This window comes from Bradyrhizobium sp. GW821-FHT13H06, assembly GCF_058803975.1.
In genome coordinates, this window is the sequence record NZ_JBXAPN010000014.1 from 59257 (window position 1) to 76290 (window position 17034).

At 65.6% G+C, this 17034-nt stretch carries 18 protein-coding genes; 8 read left to right on the plus strand and 10 right to left on the minus strand.

Annotated features, from left to right (window positions below; translation table 11 throughout):
- Positions 1-186 precede the first annotated feature (186 nt).
- The gene (locus tag AC1RQP_RS36275; protein ID WP_492942139.1) at positions 187-2466 is read left to right on the plus strand and encodes a fused MFS/spermidine synthase; all 2280 of its coding nucleotides are present in this window, start codon (positions 187-189) and stop codon (positions 2464-2466) included.
- Between the two features lie 87 nt (positions 2467-2553).
- Here the strand turns inward: AC1RQP_RS36275 and AC1RQP_RS36280 are convergent, their stop codons facing one another.
- Together AC1RQP_RS36280 and AC1RQP_RS36285 are read right to left on the minus strand one after the other, a co-directional pair.
- Complete coding sequence (locus AC1RQP_RS36280) at positions 2554-3549, minus strand: glycerophosphodiester phosphodiesterase (RefSeq protein ID WP_492942141.1); 996 nt, start codon at positions 3547-3549, stop codon at positions 2554-2556.
- Positions 3550-3587: 38 nt separating this feature from the next.
- Positions 3588-4385 carry a L,D-transpeptidase gene (locus tag AC1RQP_RS36285; protein WP_492942143.1) on the minus strand — a complete coding sequence of 266 codons (798 nt, stop codon included), beginning with the start codon at positions 4383-4385 and terminating at the stop codon, positions 3588-3590.
- A gap of 317 nt (positions 4386-4702) precedes the next feature.
- Here AC1RQP_RS36285 and AC1RQP_RS36290 point away from each other — a divergent pair, with 317 nt between their 5' ends.
- Positions 4703-5026, plus strand: coding sequence for a hypothetical protein (locus AC1RQP_RS36290; RefSeq protein WP_239626400.1), 324 nt, complete (start codon positions 4703-4705; stop codon positions 5024-5026).
- A 50-nt stretch (positions 5027-5076) separates the two neighbouring features.
- On the opposite strand, the gene AC1RQP_RS36295 is transcribed toward AC1RQP_RS36290, so the two are convergent.
- Together AC1RQP_RS36295 and AC1RQP_RS36300 are read right to left on the minus strand one after the other, a co-directional pair.
- Positions 5077-5838 (minus strand): ABC transporter permease, encoded by a 762-nt coding sequence (locus tag AC1RQP_RS36295; protein WP_239626399.1) that lies wholly within the window; start codon positions 5836-5838, stop codon positions 5077-5079.
- Positions 5835-6758 carry an ABC transporter ATP-binding protein gene (locus AC1RQP_RS36300; RefSeq protein ID WP_492942145.1) on the minus strand — a complete coding sequence of 308 codons (924 nt, stop codon included), beginning with the start codon at positions 6756-6758 and terminating at the stop codon, positions 5835-5837. The genes AC1RQP_RS36295 and AC1RQP_RS36300 overlap by 4 nt, the downstream gene beginning before the upstream one ends.
- Positions 6759-7044: 286 nt before the next feature.
- On the opposite strand from AC1RQP_RS36300, the gene AC1RQP_RS36305 reads away from it, so the two are divergent.
- Positions 7045-7761, plus strand: coding sequence for a hypothetical protein (locus tag AC1RQP_RS36305; protein WP_492942147.1), 717 nt, complete (start codon positions 7045-7047; stop codon positions 7759-7761).
- Between the two features lie 111 nt (positions 7762-7872).
- On the opposite strand, the gene AC1RQP_RS36310 is transcribed toward AC1RQP_RS36305, so the two are convergent.
- Positions 7873-8535 carry a TetR/AcrR family transcriptional regulator gene (locus AC1RQP_RS36310; RefSeq protein ID WP_492942149.1) on the minus strand — a complete coding sequence of 221 codons (663 nt, stop codon included), beginning with the start codon at positions 8533-8535 and terminating at the stop codon, positions 7873-7875.
- 186 nt (positions 8536-8721) lie between these two features.
- Here AC1RQP_RS36310 and AC1RQP_RS36315 point away from each other — a divergent pair, with 186 nt between their 5' ends.
- From AC1RQP_RS36315 to AC1RQP_RS36330, 4 genes are all read left to right on the plus strand, one after another.
- Entirely contained in the window at positions 8722-9579 is an 858-nt protein-coding gene (locus AC1RQP_RS36315; protein ID WP_492942151.1) for a DUF3313 domain-containing protein, read from the plus strand.
- Positions 9580-9642: 63 nt separating this feature from the next.
- On the plus strand, positions 9643-9888 hold the full coding sequence (locus AC1RQP_RS36320; RefSeq protein ID WP_492942153.1) for a hypothetical protein: 246 nt from the start codon (positions 9643-9645) through the stop codon (positions 9886-9888).
- A gap of 9 nt (positions 9889-9897) precedes the next feature.
- On the plus strand, positions 9898-10263 hold the full coding sequence (locus tag AC1RQP_RS36325) for a hypothetical protein (protein WP_492942155.1): 366 nt from the start codon (positions 9898-9900) through the stop codon (positions 10261-10263).
- A 133-nt stretch (positions 10264-10396) separates the two neighbouring features.
- Positions 10397-11341 carry a LysM peptidoglycan-binding domain-containing protein gene (locus AC1RQP_RS36330; protein WP_492942157.1) on the plus strand — a complete coding sequence of 315 codons (945 nt, stop codon included), beginning with the start codon at positions 10397-10399 and terminating at the stop codon, positions 11339-11341.
- Positions 11342-11470: 129 nt separating this feature from the next.
- Here AC1RQP_RS36330 and AC1RQP_RS36335 read toward each other — a convergent pair whose 3' ends face one another.
- Positions 11471-12544: a tartrate dehydrogenase gene (locus tag AC1RQP_RS36335; RefSeq protein ID WP_317249763.1), complete on the minus strand. Its 1074-nt coding sequence runs from the start codon at positions 12542-12544 to the stop codon at positions 11471-11473.
- 144 nt (positions 12545-12688) lie between these two features.
- Between AC1RQP_RS36335 and AC1RQP_RS36340 the strand changes: the two genes are divergently transcribed.
- Positions 12689-13513, plus strand: a complete 825-nt coding sequence (locus AC1RQP_RS36340; RefSeq protein WP_492942159.1) for an aspartate dehydrogenase — start codon at positions 12689-12691, stop codon at positions 13511-13513.
- A gap of 3 nt (positions 13514-13516) precedes the next feature.
- Here AC1RQP_RS36340 and AC1RQP_RS36345 read toward each other — a convergent pair whose 3' ends face one another.
- From AC1RQP_RS36345 to AC1RQP_RS36360, 4 genes are all read right to left on the minus strand, one after another.
- Positions 13517-14818: a PQQ-dependent sugar dehydrogenase gene (locus AC1RQP_RS36345; RefSeq protein ID WP_492942161.1), complete on the minus strand. Its 1302-nt coding sequence runs from the start codon at positions 14816-14818 to the stop codon at positions 13517-13519.
- Between the two features lie 142 nt (positions 14819-14960).
- Entirely contained in the window at positions 14961-15170 is a 210-nt protein-coding gene (locus AC1RQP_RS36350; RefSeq protein WP_375159106.1) for a hypothetical protein, read from the minus strand.
- 163 nt (positions 15171-15333) lie between these two features.
- Positions 15334-15960 carry a methyltransferase family protein gene (locus AC1RQP_RS36355; protein WP_212471266.1) on the minus strand — a complete coding sequence of 209 codons (627 nt, stop codon included), beginning with the start codon at positions 15958-15960 and terminating at the stop codon, positions 15334-15336.
- A gap of 27 nt (positions 15961-15987) precedes the next feature.
- Positions 15988-17019: an NAD-dependent epimerase/dehydratase family protein gene (locus tag AC1RQP_RS36360; protein ID WP_239626379.1), complete on the minus strand. Its 1032-nt coding sequence runs from the start codon at positions 17017-17019 to the stop codon at positions 15988-15990.
- Between the last annotated feature and the right edge of the window lie 15 nt (positions 17020-17034).

Consider the following 17034-nt stretch of genomic DNA (forward strand, 5'->3'; position numbering starts at 1 on the left):
CCGGGGCTCGCGAAGCGAGAACCCGGAATCTCGAGGTTCCGGGTTCGATGCTCCGCATCGCCCCGGAACGACGTCTAATATCAAGCAATTCACGCTGCAACATCACGCGCCCCTTTATTGCCCGATCAGGCGCCTTGTGCTCCATTGCGCGCGTCCGGCGCCCGCCGGAGTCTTGCCGGAGCATCCATGGATTCCATCGTGCAACCCGCCGCCACGGAGCAGCCTTCGTCGTCGCGCAACCGGCTGCTGCTGGCGGTCTACACGGCTGCGATCTTCGTCAGCGCGCTGCTGCTGTTCTCGGTGCAGCCGCTGTTCACGAAGATGGTGCTGCCTCGGCTCGGCGGCTCGCCGGCGGTGTGGTCGGTGGCCATGGTGTTCTTCCAGTCGCTGCTGCTCGCGGGCTACGCCTATGCGCATCTGCTGATGCAGGTGAGGAACCGCACCGTTCCGGTCGCGGTGCATCTGGTGCTGCTGATCGCGGCCTTCGCCACGCTGCCGCTCGGCATCGCCTCCGCCTATGGCGAGCCGCCCGCTTCGGGCTATTCGTTCTGGCTGCTCGGCCTGTTCGCGGTCTCGATCGGGCTGCCGTTCTTCGCGCTCGCCGCCAACAATCCGCTGCTGCAGGCCTGGTTCGTCCGCACCGGGCATCCCGCCGGGCATGATCCCTATTTCCTCTATGCCTCCTCCAACATCGGCAGCTTCCTCGCACTGTTGTCCTATCCGTTCCTGCTGGAGCCGATGTTCACACTGCACCTGCAGAACCGGTTCTGGACCGGCGGCTATGGCCTGTTGATCCTTCTCATCGCCGCCTGCGGCGTGCTGTTGCTGCGTTCGCCGAGGCTGGCAGTCGTCGACGCGCGAGACGAGGAGGTGAACGCGCCGGCGCCCGGACTTGTCACGCGGCTGCGCTGGATCTTCCTGGCCGCGGTGCCGTCCGGCCTGCTCATCGCGGTGACTGCGCACATCTCCACCGACGTCGCGGCGGCGCCGCTTCTGTGGGTACTGCCGCTGTCGCTGTACCTGCTGACCTGGGTCCTCGTGTTCCAGTCGCGTCCGCTGCTGCCGCACAAATGGATGCTGATGCTCCAGCCGGTCGCCATTGCGGGCGTCGTCGTGCTGCTGGCCTTCGGCGGCGAGCAGAATCTGCTGCTGACGCTCGGCGGCCATCAATTGTGCTTCTTCGTCATTGCCATGGCCTGCCACGGCGAACTGGCGCGGACGCGGCCGGCCGCCAAATATCTCACCGGCTTCTACGTCGCACTGTCGTTCGGCGGCATGGTCGGCGGCCTGTTCGCAGGGCTCGTTGCTCCATTCACCTTCTCGTGGATCGCCGAATATCCGATCCTGATCGCGCTTGCTGCGCTGTGCCGCCCCTCCGCGAACGAACGTCTCGCCGGCATCGTCAAATGGTACTGGCTGGCGCTCGCCGCGCTCGCGGTGGCGCTCGTCGTGCCGTCTTATACGACCGGCGACCTCTCGACCTGGTTAGAGGATCACCGCGTCTGGGTCGCCGGCGCCGTCGGCGTGCTCGCCGCGCTGCTCGCGCTGATCCTCAATGCCGGCCGCTGGAAGATATTTGCCACCATCGCGCTCGCGCTGGCGTTGATCCGTGTTTATCCCGCGGACGAGGGGCGCGTCACGACGGTGCGCAGCTTCTTCGGCGTGCACAAGATCGTGGTGACGCCGGGCGGCTATTTCCATGTGCTGATGCACGGCACCACCATTCATGGCGCCGAGCGTTTCCGCAACAATGACGGCACGCCGGTCATCGGCCGGCCCGAGCCGATCACCTACTACCACATGGACGGCGGTATCGGTCAGGCCGTCAGCGCCATCCGCGAGCGCAAGGGCGCGCCGCTGAAGGTCGCCGCGATCGGCGTCGGCTCCGGCACGCTCGCCTGCGCAGCCGAACCGGGAGAGAGCTGGACCTTCTTCGAGATCGACCAGTCCATGGTCGACGCGGCGCGCGACCCCAGGAATTTCCGCTACATCTCGAGCTGCATGCCGGACATGAAGCCCGTCATCGGCGATGCGCGCCTCACCTTCGCGAAGGAGCCCGATGGCGCTTACGATCTCATCATCGTCGATGCCTATTCGTCCGATGCGATCCCGATTCATCTCGCCACCGAAGAGGCGATGAAGATCTACAAGGACAAGCTCGCGCCCCATGGCGCGGTCGTGATGCACGTCTCCAACCGGCATCTGGATCTCGAGACGGTCGTTGTCGGCATTGCGGATGCCAACGATCTCACGAGCTGGGTCTTCAACGAGGATTCCGGGCGCGATTCCGACTACATCTTCTCGACCGACGTCGTCATCTCCGCGCGCGAGGAGGCGGATATCGGCAGGCTCGCATCCTCCAAGCAATGGGTACAGACCGAAGCCGACGACAGGGTGCGGGTCTGGACCGACGACTACTCGAATATCCTGGGCGCGCTGTATCGGCGTTTGCGGGACGGGGAGTAGGGCAGCTCCGTCGCCCGGACGAATCCCGTGTCTCGGAGCTGCGCAGCACGAAGTGATGCGCTGCAGAGCCGGGACACGAGATCGGAGTTATGGCGCTACCGGCGTCCCCGCCGGCAGCGCGATTCCCTTCTCGCCGGCGATCTGCCGCAGCAGGTCCGGCCTGTCCGAGATGATCCCATCGACGCCGAGCTCGATCATGCGCGCCATGTCTTCGGGCTTGTTGACCGTCCAGACCACGATACGCAATCCGAGTTCATGGGCCTCGGTGACCAGTGACGCGGTCACATCGCCGAAGTAAGGCGACCAGATCGCACCGCCCGCAGCCTTGATCGTCCGTGGCAGCGAGCCGCCGTGATCGGCCGGGTTGAAACCCGCCGTCCAGTTGGTCGCCTTGTCGCGTGCCACCGTCGGGCTCGAGCCGCGCTGGAGCGTCAGGTACACGGTCGGAATCTTCGGCGCCTGCTGCTGGACGAGAAGCAGGGTTCGCCAGTCGAACGACTGGATCGTGACGCGGTCGGAGAGTCCTTCGGTCTCGATCAGCCCGAGCAGCTTCGCGACGAAGGCCTGCGGATCAGGCGCTTCGTCCGGATGGTTCGGATCGATCTTGGTCTCGATGTTGAAGCCGACGCGCGCGTTGCCGGACTTGCGCACCAGCGCGAACAGCTCGCGCAAGGTGGGAATGCATGTCCCCGGCACGGCACGCTGGTCGGGGAATTGTCTTGCGTAGGCACTGTCCGGCCGGATCTGGCCGACGTCATAGGTCCTGACCTCGTCGAGCCGCAGCTTCACGAAAGGCGTGCCGGGCGGAACGATGTAGACTCCATCGGGGCCGCGGGCGAGATCGGGGCTGAGCCTGCGCTCATGTGACAGGATGACTTCGCCGTCGGCGGTGACACCGACGTCGAGCTCCAGCGTGTCCACGCCCATCGACAGCGCATTGGCGAAGGCGGGCAGGGTGTTTTCCGGCAACAGCGCCCGCCCGCCGCGATGCGCCTCGAGATCGAAGCCCACATCAGATCCCATGGCCCGTCCCGCCATCAGAACGCAGAGCACGATCACAATGGTCGTGGCACGTGGCTTCATGGTGCCTCGGCCGGCGAGGGCGGTTGATGGCGGCTGCGTCAGTTCTGATAGTAATAGCCGCGTGGCTGATAATACTGCCGCGGCTGCGGCTGATAGTAGTAGCCCTGCTGGCCGTAGCCCTGGTCGTAATAGGTCCGCGGCTGCTGCTGCTGATAGACCTGCGTGTCGTAGAGCGGGCGGGTGGCCGAGCGCGGCGCCGGATAGCGCGCGCCGGTGTCGCTGCCATCGGCCGGGTAGATGTAGTTGTCGTCCTGCGGCATGTAGCGGCGCGCGGGCTGCGCCGGCGGCGCCAGGTTCACGGGATCGCCGGCGGTCGCGTATTGCTCCTCAGCCGGCTGCGGTGCGCGGGCCACCGCATTGGCGTTGCGGCCGCGCGGATTGCGAGCCAGCGCCACCTGGGCCGAGCCGGTCAGCGTCACCGTGGTGTTGAGCACACCCTGCTGCTGAACCAGCGCATAGAGCGTCGAGGCATTCTGGCGCGACAGCCGCACGCAGCCATGGGAGGCGGGGGAGCCGAGCCGGCCGACCGAGTCCGTGCCGTGGATGGCATGCCCGACCTTGGTGAAGAAGATCGCGTGCGGCATCGGCGCGTCGTCGAATTCCTTGGAGTAGTGATCCTCTTCCATGCGGAAGGCGCGAAACGCGCCGTTCGGCGTCTCGCGCGAGGGGATGCCGGTCGACACCGGCCAGTGATAGCGCGCGACGCCGTCGACGGCGACGGTCATCTGCTGGTTGTCCTTGTCGACGGTGATCTCGACCTTGGCCTGCGCGGCGCCCGCGCTCAAAAGCAGCGATGAGGTGAAAGCAATGAAAAACGAACGCATCTGGAAACGCATATCAATCTCGGCCTCCGGCCTGTTCACGCTAGGCGCCGCGGCTCTCCGTCCCCGGCGTGCAATATGCCTGCAATCCGGCTTTCGTTCCAGCGAGCTGCAAGCCCATCGTTAACGCGATGCCGGGCGTAAGCAAGGCCGCTTTGTGCCGCGTCACGCGCGGCAGCGCTGACATTTTCGCGAGCGGAGGCGCGTTCACAACACCGACAATTCGTCACAAAGGCGCAACCATTCCGCCGCGCGGCGCGTTGGTGATGGCCTCTCTCGACAGGCGGCACGTCCGCCGCCGTTTACCTCTTTCCTTTCCTGGGGACCCGAAAATGAACAAAGCACGTCTCGCCGTTGCGCCTTTGCCGGCCAATCTGCCCATTCGCCTGCTGTTCGCCGCCGCCACTCTGCTGGCGCTATCGTCGTTGCCGCAAGTCAGTCACGCCCAGGGCATCGTGCGCGGCGCACAGGAGGGCTCTTATGAAGGCAACCGCATCGCCGGGCCCGTGGGCGGCGCGGTCGGCGGTGTCGTCGGCGCCGGCGTTGGCGGGGCTGTCGGTGCAGTCGAGGGCGTGCTCGGCGTTCCCCACCGCCATTACCGGCACCGCTGTCGCGGATATTACGACAGCCATCACCGTTTTCATTGCTACAGGTGAGACCATCGCCGTCATTCCGGGATGCGCGTAGCGCGAGCCCGGAATGACGATCAGTTCTTCAGCCGGTATCCCGTCCGGAAAATCCACCAGATCACGACGAGGCAGATCACCAGGAACGCCAGCGTCATTCCGATGCTGACGGCGACGCTGACATCCGCAATCTCGTAAAAGCTCCAGCGGAAGCCGGAGATCAGGTAGACCACCGGGTTGAGCAGCGCGACCGTGCGCCAGGTGGGCGGCAGCATGTCGATGGAATAGAAGCTGCCGCCGAGGAAGGTCAGCGGCGTCACCACCAGCATCGGGATCATCTGCAGCTTTTCGAAGCCGTCGGCCCAGATGCCGATGATGAAGCCGAACAGGCTGAACGTCACCGCCGTCAGCACCAGGAAGGCCAGCATCCAGACCGGATGCTGGATGTGCAGCGGCACGAACAGGCCGGCCGTCGCCAGGATGATGAGGCCCAGAATGATCGACTTGGTCGCGGCGGCGCCGACATAGCCGAGCACGATCTCGAAATAGGAGATTGGCGCCGACAGGATCTCGTAGATCGTGCCGGTGAATTTCGGGAAGTAGATCCCGAAGGAGGCGTTGGCGATGCTCTGCGTCAGCACCGAGAGCATGATCAGGCCCGGGACGATGAAGGTGCCGTAGCTGACGCCCTCGACCTGGCTGATGCGGGAGCCGATCGCGGCGCCGAACACCACGAAATAGAGCGAGGTCGAGACCACGGGCGAGACGATGCTTTGCAGCAGCGTGCGCCAGGTGCGCGCCATTTCGAACAGATAGATGGCGCGAATGGCGCGATGGTTCATGACGTCCTCACGAGGTCGACGAAGATGTCCTCGAGCGATGATTGCGTCGTGTCGAGGTCGTTGAAGCGGATGCCGGCGGCGCGGAGATCGCCGAGCAGGCTGGTGATGCCGGTGCGCTCGCCCTTGGTGTCGTAGTCGTAGACCAGCGTCGCGCCGTTGTCGCAGAGCTCGAGTTCGTAGTGGCGAAGGCTCTCCGGCAGCGAGGCGATCTTGCCCTGCAGATGCAGCGTCAGCCGCTTATTGCCGAGCTTCTGCATCAAGGTCGTCTTGTCCTCGATCAGCACGATCTCGCCCTTGTTGATGACGCCGATGCGGTCGGCCATCTCCTCGGCCTCCTCGATGTAGTGCGTGGTGAGGATGATGGTGACGCCGGACTGTTGCAGCCCGCGCACCACCTCCCACATGCCCTTGCGCAGTTCGACGTCGACGCCGGCGGTGGGTTCGTCCAGGAACAGGATCTGCGGCTCGTGCGACAGCGCTTTGGCGATCATCACGCGACGCTTCATGCCGCCGGAGAGCGTGATGATCTTGTTGTCCTTCTTGTCCCACAGCGAGAGGTCCTTCAGCACCTTCTCGATATGTTCGGGGTTCTTCGGCTTGCCGAACAGGCCGCGCGAGAAGCTCACGGTCGCCCATACGCTCTCGAAGGCGTCGGTGTGCAATTCCTGCGGCACGAGGCCGATCAGCGAGCGCGCCTTGCGATAGGAGCTCTGGATGTCCTCGCCGCCGACCAAGACCCTGCCTTCGCTCGGGTTGGCGATGCCGCAGATGATCGAGATCAGCGTGGTCTTGCCGGCCCCGTTGGGGCCGAGCAGCGCAAAAATCTCGCCGCGCTTGATGTCGAGATTGACGTTCTTGAGCGCCTTGAAGCCGGACCCATAGGTCTTGGACATATTGGCGACGGAAATGATGGGGGGCATGATGGCCGCGAGGCTGAGGGCAGGGCTGGGGAGGGAGGGCTGGACCGATCCGGGAGGGCGGGTCGGCGGAGCCCTGAAATAGGAACGCTGTCATCGGCCCGCAATTCCCCGGAGGAAAATGGTCTCAAACCAGGCCGTTCAGTGGCATGTTTCGGGCAAGTGTTGCGCGATGGTCACGGCTTGCTGCGAAGATTGCCGCTCACGCGGCTCTTTGTTGCGTCTGCGAGCGGGCCGTGGCTACGATTCCGGCCAATCGCCAAGCGTATTGTCTCCAGGGAAAAAATCGATGAGACCGAACGGCCGTCACACCGCCGGCGCCCGCCAATTGTCCACCCTGCGGGTGTGGGCGATGGGCCTGCTCCTGCTGTCAGCTGTTGCCATCAGCCCGACCACCGCCAAGGCCGCGCCGAGCCAGGCCGCTGTGGCAACCACGCATGTCTACCTGCTCCGTGGCGTGCTCAACATCTTCTCGCTCGGGCTCGACACGATCGGCGCCCGGCTCCAGGCGCAGGGCATCCCGGTGACCGTCGCCAACTTCGTGTCCTGGTCCTCGCTCGCCGACGAAGCGGCGGCCGCCTACAGGGCCGGTCGGCTCAAGACCATCGTCCTGGTCGGCCATTCCTCCGGCGCGACGGCGCTGCCGGACATGATCGCCAAGCTCAATCAGCTCGGCGTGCCCGTGAAGCTCGCGATCGGCCTCGACTCCGTGTTCAAGACCAAGCTCTCGACCGGCGCGGAGCGTTACATCAACATCTATATCGGCGATGGTCCCGGTGAGCCGGTGCGGGCCGCGGCGGGTTTTCGCGGCAAGCTTGACAATGTCGACGTGCGCGGCACCGGCGTCGGCCACGTCTCGATCGACAAGAACGAGGCGATCCAGCGTCGCGTCATTGCCGAGATCGATGCCGCCATCATGCGCTCGCGCGCACCGGCGGCGCCGGTCGCCGAACCCGGCACGCCGCGACGGGCACGCTCGGCGGCGGCCGCTCCTGCCAGGAACTGAGCTTCCTTGCGCGACGGACTCGTCGCGCAGCCATCCTCCGGCGATCGCGGGAATAGCGCGGTCGGGAAGTCCGGGAAGGCGGGATAGAGCGCCTTGTAGCAAGTAGACGCCCTATCGCTTCCTAACCAGCGTGAGGGGACGGCCGGTCCTTTGATCGCGGGGCTTGCTCGCGGCGCTTTCGGCTTCGGGCGGGCTCAGGAAGCGGATGAGCATCGTCTTCAGATGCGCAGTGCTCTGCTTGATATCCAGCTTCGGATTGCGGATCGGCATTGCGCGCGATCCGTCGATGATCGCGATCAGGATGTTCGCCGTCGCTTCTGGGTCCAGTCCCGGATCCACCCGTCCCTGGCCTTGCGCCTGGCGCAGGAAGTCGGCCCACATGCGGCGAACCGCTTCGGTGTGCCGTTCGATGATCTTGGCGAATTCCGGATTGCGGGCGGCCTCCGCGAGGCCATCCAGACTGAGGATCTGGGCAGGACGAAACCGCAGGCTGGTTTGCTCGATGTCGGCGAGCAGCGCCTCGATCACGTCCGTGGCCGCGAGAATCTTTTCGAAACGCTCCGCCGAACGGGCCAGACCCAAATCGATCATCGCCTCGATGATCGCGATCTTGCTCGGAAAGTAGTGATAGAGGTGCCCCGGACTGATCCCGGCCTCGGTACAGATGTCGGTCGTGCTGGCGCCGCGGAAGCCGTCCCTGGTGAAGCAGCGGATCGCCGCGTCGAGGATCTCCCCGCGCTTCCGCTCATGCTTGACGGGGTCCACCTTCCTCAAGGCGCGTTCTCCTTTTCGTGAGAGCCCAATTTAGCATGCCGGTCCGTCACGAGAAAATCAAAATTAGAGAGTTCCATCTATTTATGTTGACGGGCGGCAACCGGCGTGAGAATGTTTAATAGAGTGATCTCTCTAGTAAAGAGTCCGGGCCTGAGCGGGACCATGCGCGTTCGATGGGCGACACTGGTGTCTATCACGCTCGCGCTCGGTGGTTGTGCGACCGCGCCGCTCGAACGGGCCGGCTCGCTCAGGAGCTACGACCGGATGTCGGATGCGAACGGACTGGTGACGCGATCGCAGATCCGCGTGAACAAGAAGGATTTGCTGGCGGCGAAGACGATCCGGATCGCGACGACGGTCTTTCCCGCGCGTTCCGACGTCGCGCTGACCGAAAAGGAGCGGCGCCTGGTCGCAAACGCCGTCAGCCGCGAGCTTTGTCTGCGCCTGAGCGAGCGCTTCCGCATCGTTGCCGCCGATGACGATGCCGACCTCACGGTGCAGGCGACGGTGACGCATGCCGCGCCGACCAGCCCGACCGCCTCGGGCGCGTCGAAAGCGCTGTCGATCGCCAAGACCGTTGCGCTGCCCGCCGTACCTGTGCCGGTGCCGCGACTCCCGGTCGGGCTCGGCAGCCTGTCGGTCGAGGCGGAGGCGCGCGACTTCGCCGGATTTCAGAAGGCGGCCATGGTCTGGGCGCGCAGCGCCAACTCCATCACGAATTCTCCGCGGGTCGCCAACGAGGGCGATGCGTACGATCTCGCTGCCGATTTCGGCGCCGACTTCGCCAAGCTGGTTGCGACGGGAGAGTCGCCGTTCGGCGGCATCCCTGCGCTGCCTCCGATGGACAGCATTCCCGTGCGGTTCGGCGGTGCTCCCAAATATGTCGCGTGCGAGGCGTTCGGGCGGTTTCCCGGCATCACCGGCTTCGCGGGGCAGGGGCTCGGCCTGCCGCCGGCCTGGACGGATTCCGGCGCCAAGGAGAGTCCGGCCGGGAATCCGGCCCCGGCAACCCAGGTGAATTCAGAGCAGACGCTCACGCAATGATCCGCATGCGGTTGCCGTCGCGTCCGACTTCAACAACATTCGTGGCTGACCAGAGTAGATGAAATGACCCAGGCAACGATCCGTCCCTTGCGCCAAAGTGCAGCGCGCGCCGATGCGCGTGTGTGCGCGAGGAGCGCGCCTCTGTTCACGGCCGATGAGGTGTGGAGCCGAACCAACGCGGATCGGCGTTCGGCCGGCGAGACGGACGACCAGGATTCGATCCTGGAATCCGGCTTCTGGATGGCGACCGTGGTCGCGTTCCTGCCCACGGTCGCGGGCTGCCTCTATCTCTTTCTGACCCAAGGATGAGGCTCAAGGATGAGGCGCGTATCGAGCGCGGCGGCCTTGTCCGCGGTCTTAACACTGTTGCTGGCGGGCTGCGGGTCGAGCGTCGATCTTCCTCCGGCGTATGAACCTCCGCAGCCGCCCAGTGCCAAAGCGGTGAAAGACGGCGTCACGAAAGCGGCTGCCGAAGCCAAGCTGAACGGGGGACTGGAGACGTCCGCCGTCCGCCATTCCGACCACGGGCCGGGATCGTATTTCGTCTGCCTGAGGCAGAGTGGCCCATCAGCCAGCAGGCGCCCCGCCTATTCGGTCTTTTTCGACGACGACACCTATAAGGGTGTCCAGACTTCGGTGATTCTCGAGGCCTGCGAAGCCGAGGCATGGACACCCTTCAATTAAATGGGTTCCCTCCAATGATGCCAAGATGCTGCGGGTGTCACGGTCCCGGTTCCGTGCCCCAAATTCCACCCAATCGGCGGTCACTAAGCGCGGCGGGGGAGCCTCTGCTTCCTGTAGTGGGACTGCTGGACTGATGCTTGATCCAAGGCGAATTGTCGCGCTGGCAGCGATTGCGCTGCTCGCCTTCGGCACCGGCACGGCCGCTGCCACACCAGCCAAGTCCAAGACCAACGCGGCCGCCCCCGCCGCGGCGCCGTCCCCTGTGCCGTTCGAGCCATTGCCGCCGCCAAAGATCTACCTGTTCCGCGGCGCCATGGGTCCGATCTTCTCGACCGGCATGGATCGGCTCGAAGAGAAACTGACCAAGGCTGGCTTCTCGGCCAGCGTCTACGAATTCACCATCTGCCGGTGGATCGGCGATCGCGCCATCTCCAGCTACAAGGAATCGCCGGCGCCGATCGTGCTGATCGGCCACTCCATGGGCGGCCTGTGCTCGATCGTCATCTCCGAGATGGCGGCCAAGGAGAACATCCCGATCAGCCTCGTCATCGTCATCGATCCTGCGCATGCGACCGGCGACGTGCCGCTCAACGTCGAGCGCTTCATCAACATCTTCCTGTCCGACAGCGTGCTCGGCGGCGGCGACGTCGTGGCCGTGCCCGGCTTTCGCGGCCATTATGCGAGCTACGACCTGAAGGAAAGCTCGCGCGTCAGCCACATCAACATCGAGAAGTCCGACGACATCCACCGCCAGATCGTCGAGATGGTGACGCAGCTCCCGCGCATCCCGCCGCAAGCCCAGGCCGATGCCGTGCCGCTGCGCTACCTGGTGCCGGCGGACACGCTGGTCGAATTGTGGGACAGCGGCGTTCGCGTGCCGGTGCGCCGAGGCGACACCATGGAGAGCATCGCCGCAGCCAATCGCGTGCCGCTGTGGACGCTCGCGCAGAGCAATTCATTGCCGGAGAACGCGCAGCTCACCCCGGGGCAAACCATCATCGTCCCGCGTCACCTGACGCCGCCGGAGCCTGCGGCTGCGATGGCACTGCCACCGCCGGGGGCGGGTGGACGAAAATAAAACGTCATGTCCGGGCTCGTCCCGCCTGCGCGGTCGAAGCCGCTTCGGCGAGGCCGGGGCATCCACGTTCTTGATTGCCGCGCGAAACACCGTGGCCGGAGCAAGCCCGGCCATGACGTAGAGCAGTGATCAGACATTCGACCCGTTGATCGCGTCGATCACGGCATCGGTCACTTCCTTGGTGGTGGCCTTGCCGCCGACATCCGGCGTCAGCACGCCGGCCGCGCAGACGCGTTCGACGGCCGCCATCAGCCTCGAGGCGGCATCCTTCTCGCCGAGATGCTCGAGCATCTGCGCGCCGGTCCAGAACGTCGCGACCGGGTTGGCGATGCCCTTGCCGGTGATGTCGAAGGCCGAGCCGTGGATCGGCTCGAACATCGAGGGGAAGCGGCGCTGCGGATCGATGTTGCCGGTCGGCGCGACGCCGAGGCTTCCGGCCAGCGCACCGGCGAGATCGGAGAGGATGTCGGCGTGGAGATTGGTCGCCACGATGGTGTCGAGGCTCTTCGGATGCAGCGTCATGCGCACAGTCATGGCGTCGACCAGCATCTTGTCCCAGCTGACGTCGGGGAACTCACCGGCAACCTCGGCCGCGATCTCGTCCCACATCACCATGCCATGGCGCTGCGCATTCGACTTGGTCACGACGGTCAGCAGCTTGCGCGGCCGCGACTGCGCGAGCTGGAACGCGTAGCGCATGATCCGCGTCACGCCGACGCGGGTGAAGACCGCCACTTCCGTGCCGACCTCCTCCGGCAGGCCCCTGTGGGCGCGGCCGCCCATGCCGGCATATTCGCCTTCCGAGTTCTCGCGCACGATCACCCAGTCGAGATCGCCGACGCCGACATTGCGCAGCGGCGAGGCCACGCCCGGCAGGATTTTTGTCGGCCGCACATTGGCGTATTGGTCGAAGCCCTGGCAGATCGGCAGCCGCAGGCCCCACAGCGTGATGTGGTCGGGCACGTCAGGGGCGCCGACCGCGCCGAAATAGATCGCGTCGAACTTCTTCAGCTCGGTGAGGCCGTCGGCCGGCATCATCACGCCGTGCTTCTTGTAATAGTCCGAGCCCCAGTCGAACGTCGTAACGTTGAAGGCGAGATCGCCGCTGCGTTTTGCCAGAGCCTCCAGCACGCGGACACCGGCCGAGATCACCTCGGGCCCGATGCCGTCGGCGGGGATGGCTGCGATCGAATGGGTGCGCATGGGAATGCTCCGTGTGAGATTGCGGCGAGGATCACGGTCCGGGCCGCAGCGAGTCCTTGCCGGCCGCAGGGCCAATTCAATTGACGCTGGCTTATACAGAAAATGATACGCTATGACATCAATCGGGCGGGAAAGTGGGATGCGATGACCGGTCAGAGGGGCCAGAGTGAGTTGCGGGTTGCCATTGCAGGGCTGGGCTCGATCGGCACCAAGATCGCGACCGCGCTCGACCAGGGCATCGAAGGACTGGCGCTGTCCGCCGTCGCTGTGCGCGATCCCGCCAAGCATCGGGCCTTCCTTGACGGCCTGAATCGTGTGCCGCAGGTTCTGCCCCTCGACCAGCTCGGCGATGCCGCCGATATCGTGGTCGAATGCGCGCCGAGCAGTCAGCTGCGCGCGATCGTCGAGCCCGCGGTGAGGCGCGGCAAGGCCGCGCTCGTCGTCAGCGTCGGCGGGTTGCTCGACAATTTCGATCTCGTCGATCTCGCCCGCGCCAATGGCGGCCGCATCCTCGTGCCGACCGGCGCGCTGATCGGGCTCGATGCCGTGAACGCCGCCGCGGTCGGCACCATCCATTCGGTGAAGATGGTGACGCGCAAGCCGATCGATGGGCTGAAGGGCGCGCCGTTCATCGTCAAGAATGACATCGACATCGACAATCTGCGCGAGCCGCTGAAGCTGTTCGAGGGCACGGCGCGCGAGGCCGCGAAGGGCTTTCCAGCCAATCTCAACGTCGCGGTTGCGCTGTCGCTCGCGGGCGTCGGGCCAGACCGCACGATGGTGCAGATCTGGGCCGACCCGACCGTGACGCGCAACGTTCACCGCATCGAGGTCGAGGCGGATTCGGCGCGGTTTTCGATGTCGATCGAGAACATCCCGTCCGACAATCCCAAGACCGGGCTGATCACGGCGCTCTCGGTGATCGCGCTGCTGCGCAAGCAGCGCGCCACGCTCTGCGTCGGGACGTGAGTCTCAAGCGCCCGTCACGCGCCAGATCACGTTGCCGACGTCGTCGGCCATCAGCAGCGATTTGTCCGGGCCGATCGCGACGCCGACCGGGCGTCCATAGGACTCCTTCTCGTCCGGCGCGAGGAAGCCCGACAGGATGTCGCGCGCGGGACCGGACGGGCGGCCGTTCTCGAACGGGATGAACACGACCTTGTAGCCAGACAATTTGCTGCGATTCCACGAGCCGTGCTGGCCGATCACCATGCCGTCTCCGAAGCCCGGCAGCGTGCCCGCGGGCATCCAGCACAGGCCGAGCGAGGCGGTGTGGCCGCCGAGCGCATAGTCCGGTTGAAGCGCCTTGGCGACCATCGCCGGATCCTGCGGCACGCGGTCGTCCACCGTCCTGCCCCAATAGCAATAGGGCCAGCCGTAGAAGCCGCCGTCGCGCACCGAGGTGAGATAATCGGGCGGGGTCTCGTCGCCGAGGCCGTCGCGCTCGTTGACGACGGTCCAGAGCGCGCCCGTCGTCGGCTCCCAGGCAAGGCCGACAGGATTGCGCAGGCCGGCCGCAAAAATGCGATGCGTGCCGGCGACGAGGTCGAGCTCGTAGACCGCGGCGCGGCCTTGCTCGACCTCCATGCCCATCTCGGCGATGTTGCTGAGCGAGCCGACGCCGGCATAGAGCTTCTTGCCGTCGGGGCTTGCCAGAAGACTGCGCGTCCAGTGTCCGCCCGGCTTGAACGTCGTGAGCCGCTTGCCCGGGGCGGTGATGCGGTCGGCGTTCGCGGCGTAGGGAAAGGCCATCACGCCGTCGGTGTTGCCGACATAGAAGGTGTCGCCGACCAGCGCCATGCCGAAGGGCTGGCTGAGATTCTCCATGAAGGCGCCGCGATATTCGGCGACGCCGTCGCCGTCCTTGTCGCGCAAAAGCGTGATGCGGTTGGCGGAAACGCCGAGCGCCGCGGCACGCCGCATCGTCGCCTGCATGGCATAGTGGAACACGGAGCGCGGGGGACCGGCGATCTGCGTTGCTTCCGCGATCAGCACGTCGCCATTGGGCAGCACCTCGATCCAGCGCGGATGGTCGAGGCCGGTCGCGAACGCATTGACCTTGAGCCCGGGCGCGACCGTCGGCTGCTGGCCCTCGCGCCAGCCGCGCGCGGTCGGCATCTTCAAGGTCGGGATCGCGCCTTGCGGCTTCGCCTCGGGAATGGCCGGCTTCTCGCCCCAGGCAGGTGCGGGCTCGGTGCCCGTCATCTTGCGCCATTGCAGCGCCATGCCGCCGAGGATCGCGACGAACTGCGCGAAGATGCTGGAGAAGGTCATGAGGAGCCCCTGTTTGCGCGCGCATCCAACTGGCTGACGGGGCAGACGTCAACCGGTGCGGGCTGCCGCCAGGGCCTATTCCCGCGGAATGGCAGCCGATCGAATTTGCATGGGACGAGCGCCGACGAGGAGTGCCCGGAGATCAACGGCCAATCTGCCGCTCGAGCTGCCGTGCCGTGCGAAAATCATCCAGGTGCTGGATGTTCGGCGCCAGCGCGGCTTCCCTGGACAAGAGATGATACACCCGCGCGACCGTGCGCTGCTTCTGCTTGGTCCGCCCGGGCGGCAGCGCCCGCGCCTTGCGGAGCGCGGCGATCGCGTGCGCGCGGAAATAATCGTAGGCGTCCGACATGGCTCGATGCTCTGCGGCAGGTAGCAGGTGTCGAGGGCTAACGGGCGAGTGGAGAGGCGGTTCCGTGGCGAAGATCGTAGCCCGGATGAGCGAAGCGCCATCCGGGCGACTGATCCCGCATGTCGCTTTGCTCATGCGGGCTACAGGTCTCGCGCTTGCGAGCTTACCGCGGCGACAGGAACGGAATGATCATCGGAACGCGGCGGCAATAGGCGCCGTAGGCGTCCTCGCCGAGCTCCTTGGAGAGGAACACCTCTTCCATCCGGCCCTTCTGCCACATGCCGAGCGAGATCAGGATCGCGCCGAGCATCGCAGTCACCGTGCCGACCGCGATGCCGGTCGCCAGCATGCCGGCGATCAGGCCGGTGTAGATCGGGTGGCGCACGATGCCGTACGGCCCGGTGTCGATGACGCGATGGTCTTCCTTGTGGGTGATGGTGTTGGACCAGAATTTTCCGAGATGCAGCCGGCCCCACCATGTGAAGGAGATTCCGGCGAGCACGATCAGCGCCGTGATGTAGACGGCCGTATTGCTGAACACCCAGAGCGGCTTTTCGTTCAGCACTTCGGCGGTCCACGGCGTAAACAGGATGCCGCCGACCAGGATCGGAATGCGATAGCGGCCGGACTCCAGCGTCATCACCTGCTTCTGCGTGCGCCCCTGCCAGAACGAGGCGCCGACCCAGCTGGCGAGCCAGGCGAGCCAGATCAGGGCGAGCAGTTGCGTCGGCCAGGTCGTGGTCCAGCCACCCCAGGCGACAGAGAGAAGCTTGCTGAAATCGAAGGACATGAAGGTTCTTTGCGTTGGGCGGAGCGATCAGCTCGCGCGCGAGGAGAGCGCGTGATGCTTGATGGCGCCGGAGGCCTGCTGACCGTTGCGGGCGAGCAGATGGGTGATGGTTTCGCGCAAGACCGGCTCGATCGGACGCGGCGAATAGCCGAGCTCGGTGCGCGCCTTGCCGATCGAGAGGTCGCTCGCGGCGAGCGCGATGCGCACGCCCTCGGCGGTGCCGTTGGGCGGCCGGCGCGTGACGTGATCGGCGATGTATTCGAGCATGATCGCGGAGAGCTCGGCGATCTTTCCGGGCACGACGACCGGAAACTGCCGGCGGCCGCTCATCGCCGACATCATCCGCAGGATGTTGCCGAGCGGGACGCAGTCGCCGCCGAGAATGTAGCGCTGGCCGATGCGGCCGCGTTCCATGGTCAGCACGAGGCCCATGGCGACGTCGCGGACGTCGACCAGGTTGACCAGGAAGTTGAGATGCGGCTGCACCTTCTTCTGGAGGAAGTACCACAGCATCGCGGTCGGCGGCGTCAGATTGTGGTCGGCAGCGCCGATGGGCATGGTCGGCGTGCCGATCACGAGCGGGAAGCCCGCGGCCGCCGCCTTTGCGGCATGATGCTCGGCGAGCGACTTCGATCGCGTATAGGCGCCGGGCATCGCATCGGCCGGTTGCAGCGCCTCTTCGGCGGGAACGCCTTTGAGGTCGGAATAGGGGAACAGGATCGATTCGGTCGAGCAGTGCAGGAAGCGCGAGACACCGCGCTTCATGGCAGCCGCGAGCACGATCTCGGTGCCGCGGCAATTCACGTCGTGAAAGTCCTGCTTGTTGGCGACCCACATGCCGGGCAGGCCGGCGAGGTGATAGACCTGATCGACACCGGCGATCGCAGCATCGACCGCGGCGCCGTCCAGCACCGAGCCGTGGACGTGTTCAACGTCGGCATTCGCTGTGGCCGGCACCCGGACATCAAGAACACGGACCCGCTGCCCACGGGCGCGGAGCGCTTCGACGAGATGATGTCCGATGAAGCCACTGCCACCGGTAACCAGGACGAGAGCCATGCAGAAGGTTGCTGT

Coding starts and splice junctions, on each gene's coding strand:
- AC1RQP_RS36275 (WP_492942139.1), top strand. CDS start 187: ATGGATTCCATCGTGCAACCCGCCGCCACGGAGCAGCCTTCGTCGTCG.
- AC1RQP_RS36280 (WP_492942141.1), bottom strand. CDS start 3,549: ATGAAGCCACGTGCCACGACCATTGTGATCGTGCTCTGCGTTCTGATG.
- AC1RQP_RS36285 (WP_492942143.1), bottom strand. CDS start 4,385: ATGCGTTTCCAGATGCGTTCGTTTTTCATTGCTTTCACCTCATCGCTG.
- AC1RQP_RS36290 (WP_239626400.1), top strand. CDS start 4,703: ATGAACAAAGCACGTCTCGCCGTTGCGCCTTTGCCGGCCAATCTGCCC.
- AC1RQP_RS36295 (WP_239626399.1), bottom strand. CDS start 5,838: ATGAACCATCGCGCCATTCGCGCCATCTATCTGTTCGAAATGGCGCGC.
- AC1RQP_RS36300 (WP_492942145.1), bottom strand. CDS start 6,758: ATGCCCCCCATCATTTCCGTCGCCAATATGTCCAAGACCTATGGGTCC.
- AC1RQP_RS36305 (WP_492942147.1), top strand. CDS start 7,045: ATGAGACCGAACGGCCGTCACACCGCCGGCGCCCGCCAATTGTCCACC.
- AC1RQP_RS36320 (WP_492942153.1), top strand. CDS start 9,643: ATGACCCAGGCAACGATCCGTCCCTTGCGCCAAAGTGCAGCGCGCGCC.
- AC1RQP_RS36325 (WP_492942155.1), top strand. CDS start 9,898: ATGAGGCGCGTATCGAGCGCGGCGGCCTTGTCCGCGGTCTTAACACTG.
- AC1RQP_RS36330 (WP_492942157.1), top strand. CDS start 10,397: ATGCTTGATCCAAGGCGAATTGTCGCGCTGGCAGCGATTGCGCTGCTC.
- AC1RQP_RS36335 (WP_317249763.1), bottom strand. CDS start 12,544: ATGCGCACCCATTCGATCGCAGCCATCCCCGCCGACGGCATCGGGCCC.
- AC1RQP_RS36340 (WP_492942159.1), top strand. CDS start 12,689: ATGACCGGTCAGAGGGGCCAGAGTGAGTTGCGGGTTGCCATTGCAGGG.
- AC1RQP_RS36345 (WP_492942161.1), bottom strand. CDS start 14,818: ATGACCTTCTCCAGCATCTTCGCGCAGTTCGTCGCGATCCTCGGCGGC.
- AC1RQP_RS36350 (WP_375159106.1), bottom strand. CDS start 15,170: ATGTCGGACGCCTACGATTATTTCCGCGCGCACGCGATCGCCGCGCTC.
- AC1RQP_RS36355 (WP_212471266.1), bottom strand. CDS start 15,960: ATGTCCTTCGATTTCAGCAAGCTTCTCTCTGTCGCCTGGGGTGGCTGG.
- AC1RQP_RS36360 (WP_239626379.1), bottom strand. CDS start 17,019: ATGGCTCTCGTCCTGGTTACCGGTGGCAGTGGCTTCATCGGACATCAT.